Origin of the sequence: Flavobacterium franklandianum (assembly GCF_007097365.1) — a bacterium.
GTDB lineage: Bacteria > Bacteroidota > Bacteroidia > Flavobacteriales > Flavobacteriaceae > Flavobacterium > Flavobacterium franklandianum.
Genome location: NZ_VJZR01000003.1, coordinates 42,320 through 60,706, shown reverse-complemented (window position 1 = coordinate 60,706; position 18,387 = coordinate 42,320). Strand labels below are relative to the sequence as shown.

Sequence of the window (18,387 nt, the reverse complement as noted above, 5' to 3'; positions counted from 1 at the left end):
AAAAACGTTATTCCAGGTTGGCGTGTTTGGGCCATAGAGCTTCTTTAGTCAAACCTGATTCTTGCCATAAGGTCATAAAAACACCTTCTAGGATAAATAATGTAAATTGTTCAAAAAGGCTGCCTGCATATTGCTTAGAGACGGAAACGCCGAAGTCTGTTTTTGTTGCAGCGTTTACAAGTATAATATTGTCTGCCAATACGGCTAATTTGCTTTCTTCATCGGCAGTGATAGCGATAACAGTAGCTTGTTGACTTCTAGCTTTCTCGGCCGATGAGAGTACCGAAGAAGTAGTTCCCGATCCCGATGCCAGAAGTAGCAAATCTCCTTTTAAAATAGCGGGTGTATTCGTTTCTCCTACAATGAATACCGTATATCCTAAATGCATAAACCGCATGGCCGCCATTTTTAATGCAAGTCCGCTCCTCCCAGCTGCCATCACAAAAATTCGTTTGGCTGCTTTAATTTCGTGAACCAAAACCTTTATTTGTTGGGGGTTTATCTGATTTGCCAGTTGTCTATTTTCCTCTAAAATAGCAAGCAGATTATTATTTGTCAAAGTATCCGTGTTCATTTGTTTTATTTTAAGTAAAGTTGTGCGGTCCTCAATTCCAATTCGTATATTAACAGGATTGGGCTAATTATGAATGCTATTCTTGATTGTTGGTGTTTGTATATTGTGCGATTAAAACCAAAGGTTACCTTTAATATTTCTATGCAGCATTAAACTAAATAATTGAGCTGGAATCGCTTTTTAGCAACAACAGTTGGTCTTTATTTGAATAGTATTAATTACTGATGCAAAGATATGGCAGCAGTGAAGGGAGGATGTTATATAAACAAGACTATGCGGTATAAATTTGCGCCAATTCGTTTTGTAGGTCCGTTGGGGTTTCCTTTAGTTTAGCTTTTACAAATTTATTAAGTGCAGATGGGGAACTGAATCCAAGGTCAAATGCGATTTCTTTGTGTGAGAGATCAGTAAACAATAATTGTCTCTTAATTTCTGTAAGTATCCGGTTGTGAATCGCATTTATAGCGGTTTCGCCAGAATATTTTTTATTTAGTGCATTGAGCTTTTTAGTACTGATCGCCAGTTTTGAGGCATAGTATTGTACGGTACGCTCGCTTTTATATTGATGATTCAAAAGTTTTTTAAAGTCAATATAAGTATGTTGGTCTGGACCTTGAGTATCAGGATGTAGAACAGGATGCTGGCCATGTATAGATTCGATGAGTCCTAAAAGGAAAATTTTGATGTAAAAACGCGCCTGTTCCTTTTTGACAAGGCTGGGGGCATTATAAATATCTTGTATGTTCTTTATTATCGGAAGCACCTGTTCAAATTCATGGCTAGAAAGTGCGGTGCAATTCAGATGTGCAGATAGGTTAACATTATAAGCACTGAGCTCATTTTTCAATATATCCGAACAAAACAATACTTCTTCAAATAATATAATTTTACCAGTCAAATCACTATTCACATTTGACAAAAAGTGGATTTGATCCGGAAATATAACTGCTATTTTTCCTGAATTTAATAAATATATTTTGTCTTCAATGTGTATTTTAATATTTCCAGACTCCACGAGGATGATACAAAAATGATCTTTTTTATGTGGTTCCAAATAATCTTGAATACTTGCCGTCCCGAGATCAAAAACCCGGAAGGACAAATTTTTATCATCCGTTTTTTGAATGTTTTTCTTAATCTCAAACCTCTTTAAGTACATGTAATATTTTTATTTAACTGACCATCGCGAACAAATCAGCAACTCTAATGCATCGCGGTCATTGCTGTTTTATGTACAATGATATGCGCAACCATAATTTATTTAATTCAATAAGCTTACTAAATACAATTATTTTCTGTTCACATTAAGTCAATAGATTTGTAATCAATGTATAACATTAGAAAAACGCAGCTGAAGTAAATTTAAGTAAAAAAAATAAGTAACAAAGATACGTTTTTCTAAATTTTAAGAGAATGTTTTAGCTTAAAATTCAGCATACACTAAATTTAGTACTGTTGATGAATCAGTAGTAAAGGATTTTCGGATTTGCAAATAAAAACTGTATATTTAGTTGCGCTACATTTTTAACCAATTGAATTATTAAATTCTTCAATAGTTTCACAATTAAAAGCAGAATATATCCTTTTGCTGTCATATAAATTCATAGCTGTCAGGTATAAAAACCCCTCTTTTGTATGGATGTATATTAGTTTTAAATTTCCTTTTCAAGAAAAACTGGCTTCTCCATATTCATCGAACTCTTTAGTCATTTGTAACATTGTGACGCTGTACTCTCACCTTTCAGGCTGATACTGGTATTTTTGGTCATTAATAACTCAATTCGAATGCTTTCTCTTTAAAAGCTTTCTCATAAATTTCGCTGACTTATTTCATAAGTTACGAATTAGGATTTATTGCTTAACTTTCTGTGATGTCTAAGCTTGCATATTCTTTGTAACAATGGGAACGAAGTCGAGAGATTTTGCCACAACAGCGAAAAGGGATAAATCTATGCAACTTCATGGCGGTATATTTAAAACGGAAAGCAGCTATAAAGAGGAACCTAAAAAATAGTTCGTAAATTGGCACCTCAATAAAAAAAAATAGATATGCAAACTTTTGGCGCAAGCAAGGAATTTATAAAGATGACGAATTCGAGTGGGAAGTTGTCGGCGAAGGCATAAAACGCAAAATAATGGGTTATGACGACACGATTATGATGGTCAACGTCCTTTTCGAAAAAGGATCCGTTGGAACGCCTCACGAACATTATCATTCTCGCCAATCTACCCATATTCGGGTGTATATACGAAAGTTTGTTTCGCCTATATACTAGTTATCTACAACTTTTCATTCAACCCTCCCATTTGCACTTAAAGTGTTGTATTCATTGACTTTATAAAAATTAACAATGCAATTTTAAGCAACAAAAAGCAACGAAATACTTGTTTTGTTGTACCCAATGTTGTACCTTCGTATCACGATGCACCCAATTGAAAACCCTTTATTTACAACACTTTCACTCGTTTGCATTAATTTACAAAAGTAGTATAACATTTCTAAAATCCTATTATTATGGCATCAGTAAAACTAATTTTAAGAACACATCAGGTAGACCAAACCGGACACAGCCCTTTGTATATCCGAATTATAAAAGACAGAAAAACGAAATTTATCACTGCTGGAGTGAAGCTCAAAGAGAACGAGTGGGATGAAGTAAAGCAGAAAGTAAAAAAGAACCATTCCAATAGTGCTAGGATGAATGCTGCATTATCTCAAAAGATTGCAGATGCTGAAGGTCAGGTTGCCGATATGGAACGCAAAATAAAAACGGTATCGGTTAAAAAACTAAAAGAAGCCATAAAGGGAAAAGAAGTGCCAAACTTTTTTGAATATGCCAGAAAGAGATTAGAAAAAATCAAAAGTACTGTTTCTTATTCCACTTACAGAGCATACACCTCTCAGGTTGATAAATTTGAAAAATATATGGGAACAAAGGATGTGTATTTTGATGAAATTACCGTAGCACTATTAAACGACTATAAATTTCATTTAGGAGATACGTTAGGCAACGGAGATACAACGCAACGCCTTTCCATAATTGTACTTGGAACCATATTCAGAGATGCAATTCGTGAAGAAATAATTCCCGAAACTATGTTTCCTTTTAGCAAAATAACCCTCAAAATCAGTTCTTCTAAAAGATTATTTCTTAATAAGGTACAGATTGATGCTTTAACCAATTTAAAGCTTATTGAAGGCAAAAAAGCTATGATGTGGAGAGATTTATTTCTTTTCTCTATTTATGCCGGAGGTTTGCGTTTTAGTGATGTTATCGAAATGCAATATTCTAATTACAATGAAGCAGAACATAAAATCAACAAACACATTCGTAAAACTGGAAGAGTACACCAGTTCAAAATTGGAAAAGTGGCTATCGATATTTTAGAAAAATACAAAAAAGTAAACGCCAATCACGATGATTTTATCTTTCCGATTATTATGGACAAAGAAGGCTATTTGAACAGCGAAGCAAAACGTTATTTTCAAACAGCAGCTTTCAATAAATTGGCAAACTGGCATCTTAAAAAAATGGGTACAAAAATAAATTTACCTTTCGACCTTTCTTTCCATTTATCAAGACACAGCTTTGCGACAAATGCGTTAAATAACGGAATGAGAATTGAACACGTTTCTAAATTAATGGACCACCGAGACATCAGTACAACGCAGGTATATGCCAAAATCATTAGCGAAGAACTGGACAAAGCAGTAGACAACTATATTTTTTAAAAAATCTGTCAAGGGCTTATTTAATTGACCTTAAACGATTGTTAATAACTTCAACTAAAATCCTTTAACAAGGATTTTTTTTATTTTATAACTTTACATCAGAGTAAACAAGTAATTTTTAAAGCATTCGAAACGAGTGATAAACGAACTCTAGTAGAAAACACTAGGGCTTCCAAAAAGCAACCAATTAAAAACCGCTTTTAATTACCTTTAAATACTAAATGAATACCAAAAAAAACATATTAAAATTTGAATACAAAGGATCAAAATATGCAAACCGCCGAGTTTGTAGAATTATTGGCAGTGCCTGCGGCTCTGGCCAAAAATCCTTTATTTGATATAATCGTTGAAGACAAAATCAACATTCAAAGCTATTGCAATGCCTTAATTGCAAAAATTTTAGAACTCAAACAATCTCAATTTCCTGCATTTATCGATTATCAATTCAACCAGGTGAAGAACCCGGAAATATGGATATGTAAACTTGAAAAATTATTAGCCAATAATGAAGCCTTTTTCAGCTCCAAAACAGCATTGAGTAGATACAATAAGTTGTACATTTTAATTGAGAAAAAAAGAACAGAACTGCAATCTTTGCGAGTAATTGATACCAAACCAAAAGCTACTAAAAGACAAATAAACGCAGATACTGACGATAGGTATTTTTCTTTTTTTGAAGCAAAAAGCTATATAAATTCATTAGATAATTTTAACGACAAGATTATTTTTTTAATGGATGAAATCTTTGAATATAACCAAGCGGATATCGTTTCTCTTAATAATAAGCTGCAACCTTACGACAAACAATGCAATCAATTAATTGAGCAATTACAAATAATGCGTAAAGTTAAAAACGATTTCGATAAAGAAAATCAAGAAAAACAAGCTACTGAAAACAGTTCAAATATTCCATTTCAAAAAATCAAATTAAATGGTCCAACTAACATAATTACTAATGCTTTTAAACAAATGATGGTTGATGTGAAACCAAATGGAAAACCTTATATTCAAGGAAAAATCAAAGATATTAGTCAAATTATATGCCTAATATTTGATGATGAAAAAGGCGAACCTCTTTCACAAGCCACTGTTCAAACCTATCTTTCACCAAATCGCACCGACAAAGACCCCAATAATGACATCAAAGTTAGATTTTAGTCCGATTTTGTAAAAACACACTATTTGTAATACATATAATAATCAACACCTTACAAACTATTTAGTCTTATCGGACTAAAAAGTACTTATCGGACTTTTTTTTATTTCTTCCATTTGCACCATAACAATTTAAAACTTTTAAAAATGGATGCAATTATCTTCACAAAAGACCAGTTCACAGATCTAATGAGCAAATTAGACACTATTCAAAGCCAAATCTCAATTAAGGCTGACCCAAAGAAAGAAACCTTTCTGGACAATCAAGAATTTCTTTTATTAATGAAAATTTCAAAACGTACAGCTCAAACCTGGAGAGACGAAGGCAAAATTTCATTTAGTCAAGTTGGAAACAAAATCTATTACAAACTTTCTGATGTTGAAAAACTTCTTACAGAGCATTACAACAAATCTTTCAAAGGAAGATAAAATGAAAGAGTGTAACGGAACTTGCGAAAGTTGTGATTGCAAGCCAATCACAAAGGGAAAACTTCTAATCTTGAAAATAAATTTTAAAACCTAAACAATGGTAACAGTCTTTAAAAACTTTAATGAAGTTGTAGAACACAAAACAATTTCAACAATTTTAGAAGAAATCAAAACAGGAAAATACAGACCGGGTATCATTTACTTGAGAAAATCACTTGCCGAAAACAAAACAGAAGCCTACAATAAAGCCAAAAAATCACTTCCAGCATTCACACCTTCGGGAAAGTTTGTTGGAGGTCGAAAATTGGAATTCCTAGCGGATTATTCAAATTGTATCATTTTGGATATTGACAAATTAAGTGCAAATGATTTGCAAAATGCAAAGCATTTGGCCAATCAAAATGAGTTCACTTATGCCAGTTTTATTAGTCCATCAGGCAACGGATTAAAAATTCTAGTTAAAATAAATTCAGATAAAGCCAATCACAAAGAAGCATTTCTCTTGGTTCAAGCTCATTATGAGAGTATTTTAAAATTAGAAATAGACAAATCAGGCAAAGACTTAACCAGACTATGCTTTTATTCTTATGATGAAAACCTTTATTACAATGAAAACGCAAAAATATTTAGTGTTACAGAACAAGAAAAAGAACCTAAAGCTAACATCGAGAGGGAGTTTAAAAGAACAGAGCCAACAATTGTTATTAATAGCGATGCAATCTACAACCATTGCGTAAATTTTACTGAAAAAAAAGTGCAATTCGTGAATGGTAGCCGAAACGTATTCGTTCATCAATTAGCGTGTAACCTCAATCGTAAAGGTGTATCGCTTCAAGAAGCTCTGGGATATATTCTAACCGATTTTGGGTATGATGAAAAAGAAGTAACTCAAGCCGTCAACAGTGCTTACGGAAATAGTCACGAGTTTGGCAAAAATGAGAAGTCCAAAATTGTCATCCCGAGGAACGAGGGAACTCATCAACCTACAACTAAATTTGATGATGAAGACGACGAAGACAAACCAAAACCAACCCAAATAGACCGTTTAGAGTTGTTTTTATCAAACAAATATGTATTTCGGCACAATATAGTATCTGGAAAATTAGAGTTCCAATATTTCGGTAAAAAGAAGTGGAATGTAATGAATGATTTTATTGAAAATTCTATGCTTCGAGAGTGTTTAAAAGGGAGAATTAAAACAAATCTATCATCATTAAGAAATTTATTGTATTCTGATTTTTGTGTGCTGTTCAATCCTTTTGAAGACTACTTTTTCAATTTACCTTCTTACGATGAAAAGACCGATTACATTACCGAATTAGCAAACACAATCACAACTACAAAACAAGACCTTTGGCAGCAATGTTTTAAAAAATGGTTAGTCGCAATGGTTGGTTGTGTTCTCGATGATAAAGTAATCAATCACACAGTAATTGTATTTAGTGGCAAACAAGGATTAGGTAAAACAACTTGGGTGGAGAAACTCGTTCCGAAACCTTTAAAAGAATATCTATTTTCCGGAACCATAAACCCCAATAACAAAGATACTTTGGTGCAGCTTTCAGAATGTATGTTAATCAACTTGGACGAACTAGAAAACTTAAACCGTTCCGAAATTGGATCACTCAAAGAAATCATAACAAAAACCCAAATCAGAATGAGAAAAGCCTACGGACACAACAACGAAACAATGCCCAGAAGGGCATCGTTTGCCGGAAGTGTCAATACAGCACAGTTCTTAAACGACAGTACAGGAAGCAGAAGATTTCTTTGTTTCGAATTGGAAGGCATAAAATACCAACACAATGTAGATATTAATATGGCATTTTCACAGGCTTTGTTTCTTTTCAAAAGTGGTTTTAGATATTGGTTTGACCAAGAAGAAATCAAAAACATCACCGAAAATAACGAACAATACCAACTTCACAGTCCAGAAGAAGAATTGCTTTTAACGTGGTTTGAACCTTGTCCAAAAGAAGAAGCAAATCTTTTTTTAAATGCTTCTCAAATTGCTGCTAAAATTGCCGACAGAACAAAATTAAACTTAAATGATGGCACAATAAACAAATTGGGAAAAGCGCTTAAGAAACACAATTTTACTAGATTAATGAGGCAAGGAAAACCAGTTTATGCAGTTAAAGAATTTACATACGAAGAAGTTGATGCAAAAAACAAAGAAGTCGAAGAATAAAAAATAACAAAAAAGTGGAGCTGAAAAGTTTCACTTTTTTCTTTTTACCCCAAAAAAACTTATCAATAAAGACTATTTACTTCTCACTAAAAAGCACCTTTTTACTTTAATTTTAGGGTGTAAGGTGGTGTAACCACTTTTCAACACAAACATTTTTTATTTTTTTAAAAAAAATAAATCGGGTAACATAAGAATAAATAAACGCATAATAGTAAACCGTTAAAACCCTTTTGCACCCTATATTCCCAATAAATCCGTTTTATTTCAATCATTAAAAAAATAAAATCTTTTACGCATTTTTCCCTTACACCCTACACCCTAAATTCATTTTCGCTCTTTTACATTCCGTTGCTTTTTCGTATTATTGTAGATTGTATATTAGGTTTCATAATTCAGGTTAAATCCCAAAAAACACCAAAAAAAATCGTATTCCAATAAAAATTACAATACCTTAACCGATAAAAGGATAAATAATAAAGAATAAAAATGAACAACCTTCAACTACATACTCTACTGGAAGAATTTGTGGCACTGCCTTCGGAAACAAACTGGGTAGAGTTTAAAATGGGAGCCAAAAGCACCACCAACGAACAAAAAGGCGAATACATTTCGGCTATGAGTAATGGAGCAGCCATTGCCAACAAACCTTTTGGCTATATAGTATGGGGTGTTGAAGACAATACACAAATAATAAAAGGAACAAACTTTACCTTTCAGAATGCTAAAGAAGGCAATCAGGATTTAGAATTATGGATTAGAAACTTGCTGCATCCCAAGATTAACTTCGAAATATTTGAATTTGAGTATAAGGGGAAACACATAGTACTTTTAAGAATTCCAGCGGCTAAATACGAGCCTACGCACTTCAAAAAAATGGCGTACATAAGAATTGGCAGTAACAAAACCGATTTACGCAACTTCCCGGAATACATTCGCATCATCTACAATTCCCAAGATGATTGGAGTGCGAAAGCCATTGAACAAGCAACAATCAACGATTTAGATCCCGAAGCAATACGAGTAGCTCGTGGAAAATACAAAGAAGGAAAAACAAGAGCTTCTTATTATGATAAAATTGATAATTGGACAGATGAAGAATTTCTGGATAAAGCCAAAATAAATATCAATGGAAAAATAACCAATACTTCAATTATTTTATTGGGAAAAGAAGAAGCTACACATTTCTTGTTGCCTTCATTAGCCGAGATAACTTGGAAACTAGAAACAGAAGAAAAAGCGTATGAACACTTTGGGCCACCATTGTTATTAAACACAACCACAGTTCTAAATCAAATCAGAAACGTAAAGTATAAATTCTTTCCTGACAACGAATTACTGGCCACAACTGTAAACAAATACGATACCCGTTCTATTCTTGAGGCGATGCATAACTGTATTGCACATCAGGATTATTCATTAAATAGCAGAATTATTGTAACGGAAAAAGTGGACAAACTAATCTTTTCAAATGCGGGTAGTTTTTATGCAGGTAATCCAGAAGATTATACAAAAGGAGATAAAACACCCGAAAAATATAGAAATCATTGGTTAGCGCAAGCTATGGTGTCTTTAGGAATGATAGACCGGTTAGGTTATGGTATTCATACAATGTATGTTGCACAAAGGGAACGCTTCTTTCCATTACCGGATTATCAGTTGTCGGAACCACAAAAAGTAGTACTGCAAATCTATGGTCACGCTATAGATGAAAATTATTCAAAACTATTAATTGAAAGAAAAGATCTGTCTTTGGATAAAGTAGTATTATTAGACAAGGTTCAGAAAAAGCAAGATATTAATGAAGCAGCATCAAAGATGTTGAAAAAAGAAAACCTAATTGAAGGCAGAAAACACGCCTATTATGTTGCTGCATCAGTAGCAGAAGTAACCAATGATAAGGCAACTTATATAAAAAATAAGGCTTTCGACAAAGGATATTATAAAGCATTAATTATCGAATTTATAACACAATACAAACAAGTTTCAAGGGAAGATATTGACAATCTGCTTTTAGACAAATTGTCCAATATTTTAACCGAAGAACAAAAAAGAACCAAAATCAGAAACTTGCTTTACGAAATGTCAAAGAAAGACAGTACAATATTCAATCAAAGTACTTCAACTGTAAAACCTATTTGGGTGCTTAAAAAATAAGATAGACTTTAGATAGCTTTAAGATAACAAAAAAGATAGAAATCAAGTTTTTTAAGAAATTGAAAGTCATCCTAGGCACTGATTTTATTGATGTTTTTCATTAAATAGAGTAAGATAAAAGAATAAGAATTTAAGATACAAAATAAGATAAGCCAAGATGGTATACTGTCCCCAGAAATTAATACTATTAATTCGTCACTTGGAGAATTTCAACAAAATTGTCTAAATCTCCAACTTTTACAATGTCACCGATAGAACGCCCAAGTATTGACACTCCCAAAGGTGATTTGATATTGACTTTTTGGACTCCGTTTACTACTTCTCCTTTGTTGTTAATGGCTTCAACTATTTGAACACTAATATCCTTTCCATTATTCACATATTTTACTTTTACCTTACTATTTAGCTTGATTTCGTCTTGGAATAGATAAGTTTGTATCGGTGTCTTTCGTTCAATTGCTTGAATAATTTCAACATCTTTCTCGTTATCAATGAAAGATACTTTCGAAATATATTTTTCAATTATCTCTATTTCGTCTGTAAAAGCCAATGCAGTCCTTGAATAATCTTTTAATTTTGAAATACCTGTTGATTCAACACTCTTTATGAAGTCTATTAGTTTTGTTGTTTCTCTGCTTGAATTACGCCACCAATTTGTACTCCATATTCTATGAAATACAAAACCGTGATTTTCTAATATCTTTTGTCTGTGTCTGTCGTGTAAATACGCTTCTCTACTGGAATGGTATTTTGCACCATCACATTCAATTGCAATTTTAGGAACCCCAACCATTTTGGGGTCATAAACGATATCAATCCTAAAACCAGCAAACTGTAATTGAGGAATTAATTTTTCAATTCCAAGGTTATCAGCTAAGCTTTGATACACTTCTTCTTCAAATGGTGATTCTAAATCACCTCCAACGAATGAATCAAAACTTACACTTTTAGTTGTATTTTCAGATAAGGAAGTTAAAACAGAAAGTCTTAAATCATTGTTTTTCTCGCTTATAGCTTTGCTATAAGCCAAATACGCATATAAAACGGCTCTTTTGTTATTAGAACCCTCAATGGCCAAATACTCTTTATAATTCATAAATACCTGTTCTGGTATTGATGAACATAAATAAACTTTAAACTTGGCTCGGGTAATAATTACGTTTAAAAGTTTATAGCCTTTTGAATGATTAATTGGACCAAACCTTTGAGCAAACCTTCCATCTTTACCTACTCCGTATGTTGTTGAAAGAATAATAACGTCTCTTTCATCACCTTGAATATTTTCTAAATTCTTTATGAACGATTTATTACTCTTAGGGTTGTCAAGTTCTAATTCTTGTATTTTTTCGTTAAAATCACTAAACTTTTCAAACTTTTTTCGTTCTTCTATTTTTGACTTTATAAGATTCCTTTGAGCGATATTAAATGTTGCTATTCCGACAGTTGGATATTCTCCATTTGGTAATCGGTTAATATTATTTTCAATTATTGATAAAACCATTTCTGCTTCAGCTTCATTTGTGTGTTCTGAAAACGTACCGTTTACTTGAATATATTTAATGGGTACATATTCAAAATTATTTGGTAATGGTTTTAGCCTTTGATTGTAAAAAGCATAATTAGAAAAATCAATTAAAAAGGGATGCCTTGAACGATAGTGGAAATCAAGATGCTTTCTTTGAAAATTTAATTCAGAACCGAAATCAAGCAGAGATTCACAAGACAATAAAATATTATCTTTGTCAACTACAATTTCATTTTCTTCTTCTAAATCGTCCTCATCTTCAACTATCCCATCGAACACTTTGCTGAAATAATTTGAAGGAGGCATTTGGTGTTCATCTCCTGCAATTACAATTTGCTTCCCTTTTAATATTGCTGGCAAATTATCTTCAAGTCTTAATTGACTGGCTTCATCAAACATTACTATGTCAAAATACCCATTCATTCCCTTGAATAAATTACTTGCAACATCAGGAGAAGTTAAAATTATCGGGAAAAATGTAGTGAAAAGATTAGCGTCGTATTGAACAATTTGCCTTAGTGAAAGTCTTTTAAATCTGCTACTACTTCTTTTATTATAAAGATTTTCTACCGAAAGATTTGAGTTCCTTTGTTCGAATTCTCTAGTAGAATCTATCTGTTTTGAAAACCAGAATTCTTTGATAAATTTTAACTGTACATTCTCGATACCATTTAAAGTTATATCAAGTTCTTTAAGCTCCTCATCATTTGTCGGCAAATCCATATTAGCTGAATTTACAAGCATTGAATTTAAATAATGTACCAAAAAAGATTTACGCCAATTTGATTTAGGCTTTAATTCATCCAGTAACTTTTTATTTATTTCAGATAAAACATTATAAAACTGAAACCATTTGAATTCAATTGTAAATAAATCTTTTTCAGAATTAAAATAATCAATTTTCTTTTGGATAAGAATTTCTATATCATCAATGGATTTGTAAAATTCATTGAATTTTTTCTTCTGAATATTCCAGTTATCATTTTTGATTTTCTCCGTTAAAGTATTTACTTTTTCTTGAAGTAAGGAAAGGCTTTTTACTTCAATTTCATTCGGATTTGCTTTAAGTAAACTAATCTTTTGAAACTCTGTTTGTATTTTAGAGTCAAAAACTTCTTTTACCAATTCTAAATCAGCAATTAGTCTTGACACTATGCTTTTTTTATTGTTGAATGAACCAATGAATGAATATTGTAATTCTAAGTCTTTACTTTCAGCTATTGTCTTTGAAAGAACCTTAAATATTGTATTAAGATCGTCAAAGTAAATTTCAAAATCATTTTTTATAGTTTGCAATTTTAACACAAAACTTTCAGAACATTTTAAATCGTTTATTTTGAAGTCAATTGGCTGAAATAAAATTTTAGTATCAGCAGTATCTAGTAGTGAAGTTAAATGGAATGAATTAAACTCATCTTCAATTTTGTTTTTAAAGCCATTTTTTAATTTTATCGCATCAGATTTGAATGAGTGTAAAGCATTTCTCTTTGAATCTAAATCTCCATCAAATTCTTTTGGAATATAATCTTTTGAGGATTCTATACATTCTTCGAGTCTTTTAAAATTGTTTTGTAGTTTTAAATGGTCTGAAATTGTTTGTTTCTTGCTCTTAGAGAAAATCGATGCTATTTTGAATCCAAAGCTATCAATCTTTGCTTTGTTCTTTAAATCATCATTTCCCTTATTGCTTTCAAAAATTGTATCAATTTCTGTAATAAACTTCAAAAAGCTGTTTTCTTGTTGGTCTAATTCTGATTTTCTAAAGGTGCAATATTCAACTCGGCTTTTATCAATTAATTGCTCTAATTCTTTTTCTTTTTCAAAAGCTTTTTCTATGGCAGCATTGACAAAAGCAAGTTGAGTTTTCAATTCATTCTTTCTTAAACTAATAAACTCATTTCTATTTGCTTCAAATAGTTGTTTGATTTCAAGAAGTTGTTTAACATAAATATCAAAATCTTCGTTTATTCTTTGTTCAATTAAGAATGGATTCTCTCCAATTAATTTTGAAGGGTTAATAAATGAAGTTGATACAATAGGTAAAAAGTCATCATAAAGAATTTGCCCTTTTTGTACAAGATCGAGCAAGAAGTTTAATTCTTGAGACGTATAATTATAATGATTTTTATCAATGTCAAGATTGCCATCATTGACATTTTTTTTCTTTTCAGTTAATAAATCACCAACAACATCTGTCCAAGACTTATTGCCGATAAGTTTTTGTGCAAGTTTTTGGTGCTTACCATTAATCTCAGAGATTAAGACTTTTGCCTTTGAAGTTAAGTTGTCTAAAGATTCTTTTGAGTAGTTATATCTGTATCGTTTATATTCTGAATTATCTACTCTACTTCTAACAGATTCAACAACTGTTTTTCTATCTGTAACAACATCCCTTACAATTACAAAATGATGATCAAGTCCTCTTTCTTTTAATCCCTTTTCTAATACCTCTAAGGCATTTATTTTCTCGCATACAACAATTGTTTTTTTATTATTTTCTAAAGCATTTACGAGTATAGCAGTAAGGGTTTGACTTTTCCCTGTTCCTGGAGGTCCTTGTATTAAAATATTCCTTGAGGCTTCTAATGAATGCAATATACTTTGTTGAGATGGGTCAGTTTCAACCGATGAAATGGGTTGGAATGAATGTCCTTCCATATCTTCAAGATCTATATTTAGTCCTTCAAGTTCCATTAGATTTCCATAATCATTGATTATGTTTTGTTTTTGAACTTCAAAAATGGAGAACAAACCTCCAAAATCAATAAAGGAATTAGTGGAGTTCAAAGGCAATTTCTCATAATGTGCTTTGTCTCCAATCGAAGTTATGGTATCAAGCTTCTTTTTAAAAGTATCTTCTAAATCTTCTGGTGACTTTGTATTTATTGCTTTTATTAGATTGCTGCAAATTTCAATAAGTTCTGCTTTATTTATTAAACCATCATCAAGCATTTCGCTTGGTATTTGCTCTATCTCAATTTCTGAATCACTTTGCAAATGATTTATTAAGACTTCATTTATATAAATTGGGTCGTCTTCATTCCTAAGTATTTCCCAAGTATTAAATTCTTTTGTTCGCTTAATTCGTAACGACCATATAAGAATTGGTGCAACAGTAAGCTTGTTATCTGCTTTGTCTCTCCTTGCAAGTATAGGAAACCCAAATCCAAAAGTATTAATTCCTTTTTCAGATTCAATTGCTTCCGTTTGATTTATTAGATTTTCGAATGCCTTGGTAATTCTAACTAATTGTGTTTGGTCTTCTTCAAAAAGTGAGTTTAAATCTGGCACATTGTCTTTCCAACTTATTCTAAATTTAAGAGGTAACTCTGTTAGTAGCGATTTAATGAAATTATTTGGAAGGTTTTTGTCTATATGAGAAAGTCTGTTTAAGTCGAACTTGTATCTTGAATTTGCAGGAATAGCATTTAAATGAACTCCTCTACGATTTCCTATTTTAAGTCTTCTTTGTAACTCTGTTAATAATTTCTCTGTTAGTTCCATAATTGCCTATAGATGCTTTGTCAAGTTTTTATTCCTTTTGGTTTCCAAGCAGCCTTTTGTGCATTGAAACCACAAATATGCTTGGCGTTGCTATTGGTATTTTTCGTATTTCTATTTATTTCCGGTCATTCTATTAAAATTTGCTATTACATCTCTTAACTAGAACTTCTATAAGCTGTTGTAATAAATTTTTTCTGACAAGAAAAAACGAAGTTATGGAAAAGAAACGAACAATTTCTCGAAAATTAGTGCAGAATTTAATCTTCTGTATTAAGAAGTAACTTATTTGATACTTTTATTGATTTCAAATGGTATTATAATCAATTTTTGAAAATCTTTCAGTTTCATCTTTCAGTTTTGTCCAATCGAATTCATATAATTCATCATCTTTCCAATCATCAGGAAAATCAACAATTAAGAAATTACCAAGTCCAAAACCACCGCCATAATAACAATCTGTATTAACTTCTAAACTTCTACTACCTGGCTTAAAATCTTCAGTACAAAATTGTGAAGAAAGAAGAACGCACAAGCCCGAAAACGCATCTATCAGATGTTTTAGATTTGCTTGTTCAAAATTATTAACTCTATTATGTTTAGATTGATTATAGGAATCATACCAAACTAAAGTTTGGTTTGTTTTCCATTGTTCAAATGGCTTCCTAATTTTATTGTGTCCCTTCCAAAAGGGTAATTCAATTGAATAATCATCTAAATGATGTGTTTTATTTACAATTTTAAAGTCATTAACATTCCATTCTTTTTCCAAACGCAAAACTCCCTTTTTGGGACCATTTTTATATACAGGCGTAAAAATATTTTCTCTCAAAATAGCTTTAAAGTTTGCTTCAACTTCAATACAAGTTCTCATTAGTAGTTCGTGAATTCTGAATGAATAAGTTGTATTATTAATATCTGATGGCTCAACATATTCAAATAGCTTAAGGATATCTTCTTGGATAATAGAAAAAGCACGAGTATAATATTCCGGATTTTGCGAGTAATTATGATCAACAATATATGCCCAACTACTATACCCTGAATTATGTCCTTCTTTAATTTTTCTATAATTTCTGTGGAAAGGTTTATTAAAACTCATAATAATCTTTTTGTGTTTAGTCTGTTAGTTAATATTTAAAATCTAAAAATCTGATTAAACTATTCACTGCCTTTTAATAAAAAAATAATCTATGTATTTCCCGTTAATAAAAACACATAAAAAAGTTCAGATATGAAGTTGCCGTGAAGCTAATATCTCAATTGCTTCTCCTTTTGTATGTGTGTATTTTTATTATCCTTTTGCATATTTTCTAAAAGCAGTAATAGTTTGATAAATTCCATAGCTTACAAAAATTCTTGCTACGAAAATAATTAGTTTTACTTCCCAATAATTATTTTCACAGGAATATGTTTCTAATTCTAATTTTGGGAACGATGTTATAAAAATTATATAGTCTTTAAAATGATCTTCAAAACAAAAAACTATTCCGATGAAGTGAAAGTATAATAAGAAAAAAAGAAAAGCTATTGATAATGTAAAGATTACTCCTCTGAACCAACTACGTCCATTATCATTTGATAACCAATTTAACAACAAAATAAATGTGTCAAATCCAAATTCTTTACTTAGAAGTAATTGCTTGTATTCAAGAGATTGATATTTATTTGAAACATCAATATCTCCTTTTCCCCTTGCAATATGTTTTAATTGATTGTAAATGTTTTTGAGGTTGGAGGAGCTTTTAGATTTTTCTTTAATGCCATAACCAACTATTGAATTTTTACTGTACGATAGAATTTTATTTGGATATTTATTAAAAATTATACCATTTAAACTGCTTTGAGCAATAACAATTTCTTTGAAGATATTAATGTCAAAATTAATGAAATTTAGATTTCCAGTAATTGAATCTTGAATCGTAAAATAATACCCAGATTTTATATTTGAGAAGGTTACATTTCCAACATTTTGAAATTCACATATATTTAAGGTTGAAATGTTTAAATCTTTAAATAATATATTTCCATAATTTATGTCACTTAAATTAACATCCGCATCTACACGTTCTATTATGATGTTTCCTTGGTTAGTTCCATTAATTCTTATTGTTACCTCAGAATTTTCATTGTTATTATCTGCATTATTATTAAAATTAAATATTTGTTTGAAATTATTATTCGACAAATTTAAAAACTGAATATCTTCCATACCAACACTAACATTCATATCGAAAACACAAGAATGAAATGTTAATTCTTTTATTTTTAAATCTCTTGGAATATCTTCTGTCAAATTATTATCACTTATTAACACCAAACTTTGAAAGATGCTTCTGTAAAAACTAATATATTCATATTCTCCTTCCTCAAAATCAATCCTTTTCTTAAATGTTGAGGATTCTAAATATAAATTTTCAATTTTTACTTTTTTTTTAAAATTTATAGATTCTTCAAAAACTCCTTCAAAAAATACACTTTTATAATCACCACCGACAAAAACTATATTCGATAGGGTTATATAGGACTTAATTTGTATTTTATTAATTTCATTTTCTACTAGAAATTCAATTTTAGACTCTCTATATAATCGTTCCGTATTGATATCTTTCAATATTAAGTTACCTATTTTGGATGAAACGATTTGAAGTGTTTGATATTCTCCATTTATCTCAAATTCTTTTCCTCTAACATTTCTTAATACAAAATTTGATGTACATTTATTTGAAGTTAAATTAATCTCTCCAGAAAATATACAATCAGTAAATCCTCCTATATTAAAAAAAGAACTTGATAATATAAATTTTTCTTCAAAATTACATTTGAAAAAAAATAATTCTCTTGCTTTTAAATTCTCTAGTATAAAAGTGCTTTTAAATGTGCAATTATTAAATAATATATCACCTTCTGTACTTATATTTTTTTCCAAAATAAAATTTGGAAATATTATATTTTCAAATTTTTTATCGAAATCATTTTTATTTAAAAAAATTGAGTCTCCCATTGATTATTTTTTTACTTTTAAAAGTCTTTTTTGAAATATCATTATGATTATAGTACTGTTATTCCTTGCCTAAAACTAATCGTATATCTTTAAAACAAAATCATTTCATTATACTTTTATG

General features: G+C 30.7%; 11 protein-coding genes. 6 read left to right on the top strand and 5 right to left on the bottom strand.

The window, feature by feature from the left end; genetic code table 11:
• Window positions 1-7 precede the first annotated feature (7 nt).
• A complete protein-coding gene (gene hxlB, locus FNW17_RS05020; protein WP_144071042.1) occupies window positions 8-574 on the bottom strand; it encodes a 6-phospho-3-hexuloisomerase in 567 nt (188 codons plus the stop codon).
• Window positions 575-845: 271 nt separating this feature from the next.
• Entirely contained in the window at window positions 846-1,733 is an 888-nt protein-coding gene (locus FNW17_RS05015) for an AraC family transcriptional regulator (protein ID WP_144071041.1), read from the bottom strand.
• A 976-nt stretch (window positions 1,734-2,709) separates the two neighbouring features.
• Between FNW17_RS05015 and FNW17_RS16725 the strand changes: the two genes are divergently transcribed.
• The 6 genes from FNW17_RS16725 to FNW17_RS04985 all read left to right on the top strand — a co-directional run bounded on the left by FNW17_RS16725 (window position 2,710) and on the right by FNW17_RS04985 (window position 10,236).
• Window positions 2,710-2,850 carry a cupin domain-containing protein gene (locus tag FNW17_RS16725; RefSeq protein ID WP_317129766.1) on the top strand — a complete coding sequence of 47 codons (141 nt, stop codon included), beginning with the start codon at window positions 2,710-2,712 and terminating at the stop codon, window positions 2,848-2,850.
• Window positions 2,851-3,089: 239 nt separating this feature from the next.
• Window positions 3,090-4,307 (top strand): site-specific integrase, encoded by a 1,218-nt coding sequence (locus tag FNW17_RS05005; RefSeq protein ID WP_144071040.1) that lies wholly within the window; start codon window positions 3,090-3,092, stop codon window positions 4,305-4,307.
• Between the two features lie 249 nt (window positions 4,308-4,556).
• Window positions 4,557-5,465, top strand: a complete 909-nt coding sequence (locus tag FNW17_RS05000) for a hypothetical protein (protein WP_144071039.1) — start codon at window positions 4,557-4,559, stop codon at window positions 5,463-5,465.
• A gap of 144 nt (window positions 5,466-5,609) precedes the next feature.
• Window positions 5,610-5,891, top strand: coding sequence for a helix-turn-helix domain-containing protein (locus FNW17_RS04995; RefSeq protein ID WP_011964270.1), 282 nt, complete (start codon window positions 5,610-5,612; stop codon window positions 5,889-5,891).
• Between the two features lie 97 nt (window positions 5,892-5,988).
• Complete coding sequence (locus tag FNW17_RS04990; RefSeq protein WP_144071038.1) at window positions 5,989-8,082, top strand: VapE domain-containing protein; 2,094 nt, start codon at window positions 5,989-5,991, stop codon at window positions 8,080-8,082.
• A gap of 486 nt (window positions 8,083-8,568) precedes the next feature.
• Window positions 8,569-10,236 carry an RNA-binding domain-containing protein gene (locus tag FNW17_RS04985; RefSeq protein WP_144071037.1) on the top strand — a complete coding sequence of 556 codons (1,668 nt, stop codon included), beginning with the start codon at window positions 8,569-8,571 and terminating at the stop codon, window positions 10,234-10,236.
• 187 nt (window positions 10,237-10,423) lie between these two features.
• Here the strand turns inward: FNW17_RS04985 and FNW17_RS04980 are convergent, their stop codons facing one another.
• The 3 genes from FNW17_RS04980 to FNW17_RS04970 all read right to left on the bottom strand — a co-directional run bounded on the left by FNW17_RS04980 (window position 10,424) and on the right by FNW17_RS04970 (window position 18,266).
• The gene (locus tag FNW17_RS04980; RefSeq protein ID WP_144071036.1) at window positions 10,424-15,265 is read right to left on the bottom strand and encodes an AAA domain-containing protein; all 4,842 of its coding nucleotides are present in this window, start codon (window positions 15,263-15,265) and stop codon (window positions 10,424-10,426) included.
• Between the two features lie 304 nt (window positions 15,266-15,569).
• The gene (locus tag FNW17_RS04975) at window positions 15,570-16,364 is read right to left on the bottom strand and encodes a hypothetical protein (protein ID WP_144071035.1); all 795 of its coding nucleotides are present in this window, start codon (window positions 16,362-16,364) and stop codon (window positions 15,570-15,572) included.
• Window positions 16,365-16,556: 192 nt separating this feature from the next.
• The gene (locus FNW17_RS04970; protein ID WP_144071034.1) at window positions 16,557-18,266 is read right to left on the bottom strand and encodes a hypothetical protein; all 1,710 of its coding nucleotides are present in this window, start codon (window positions 18,264-18,266) and stop codon (window positions 16,557-16,559) included.
• Window positions 18,267-18,387 lie beyond the last annotated feature (121 nt).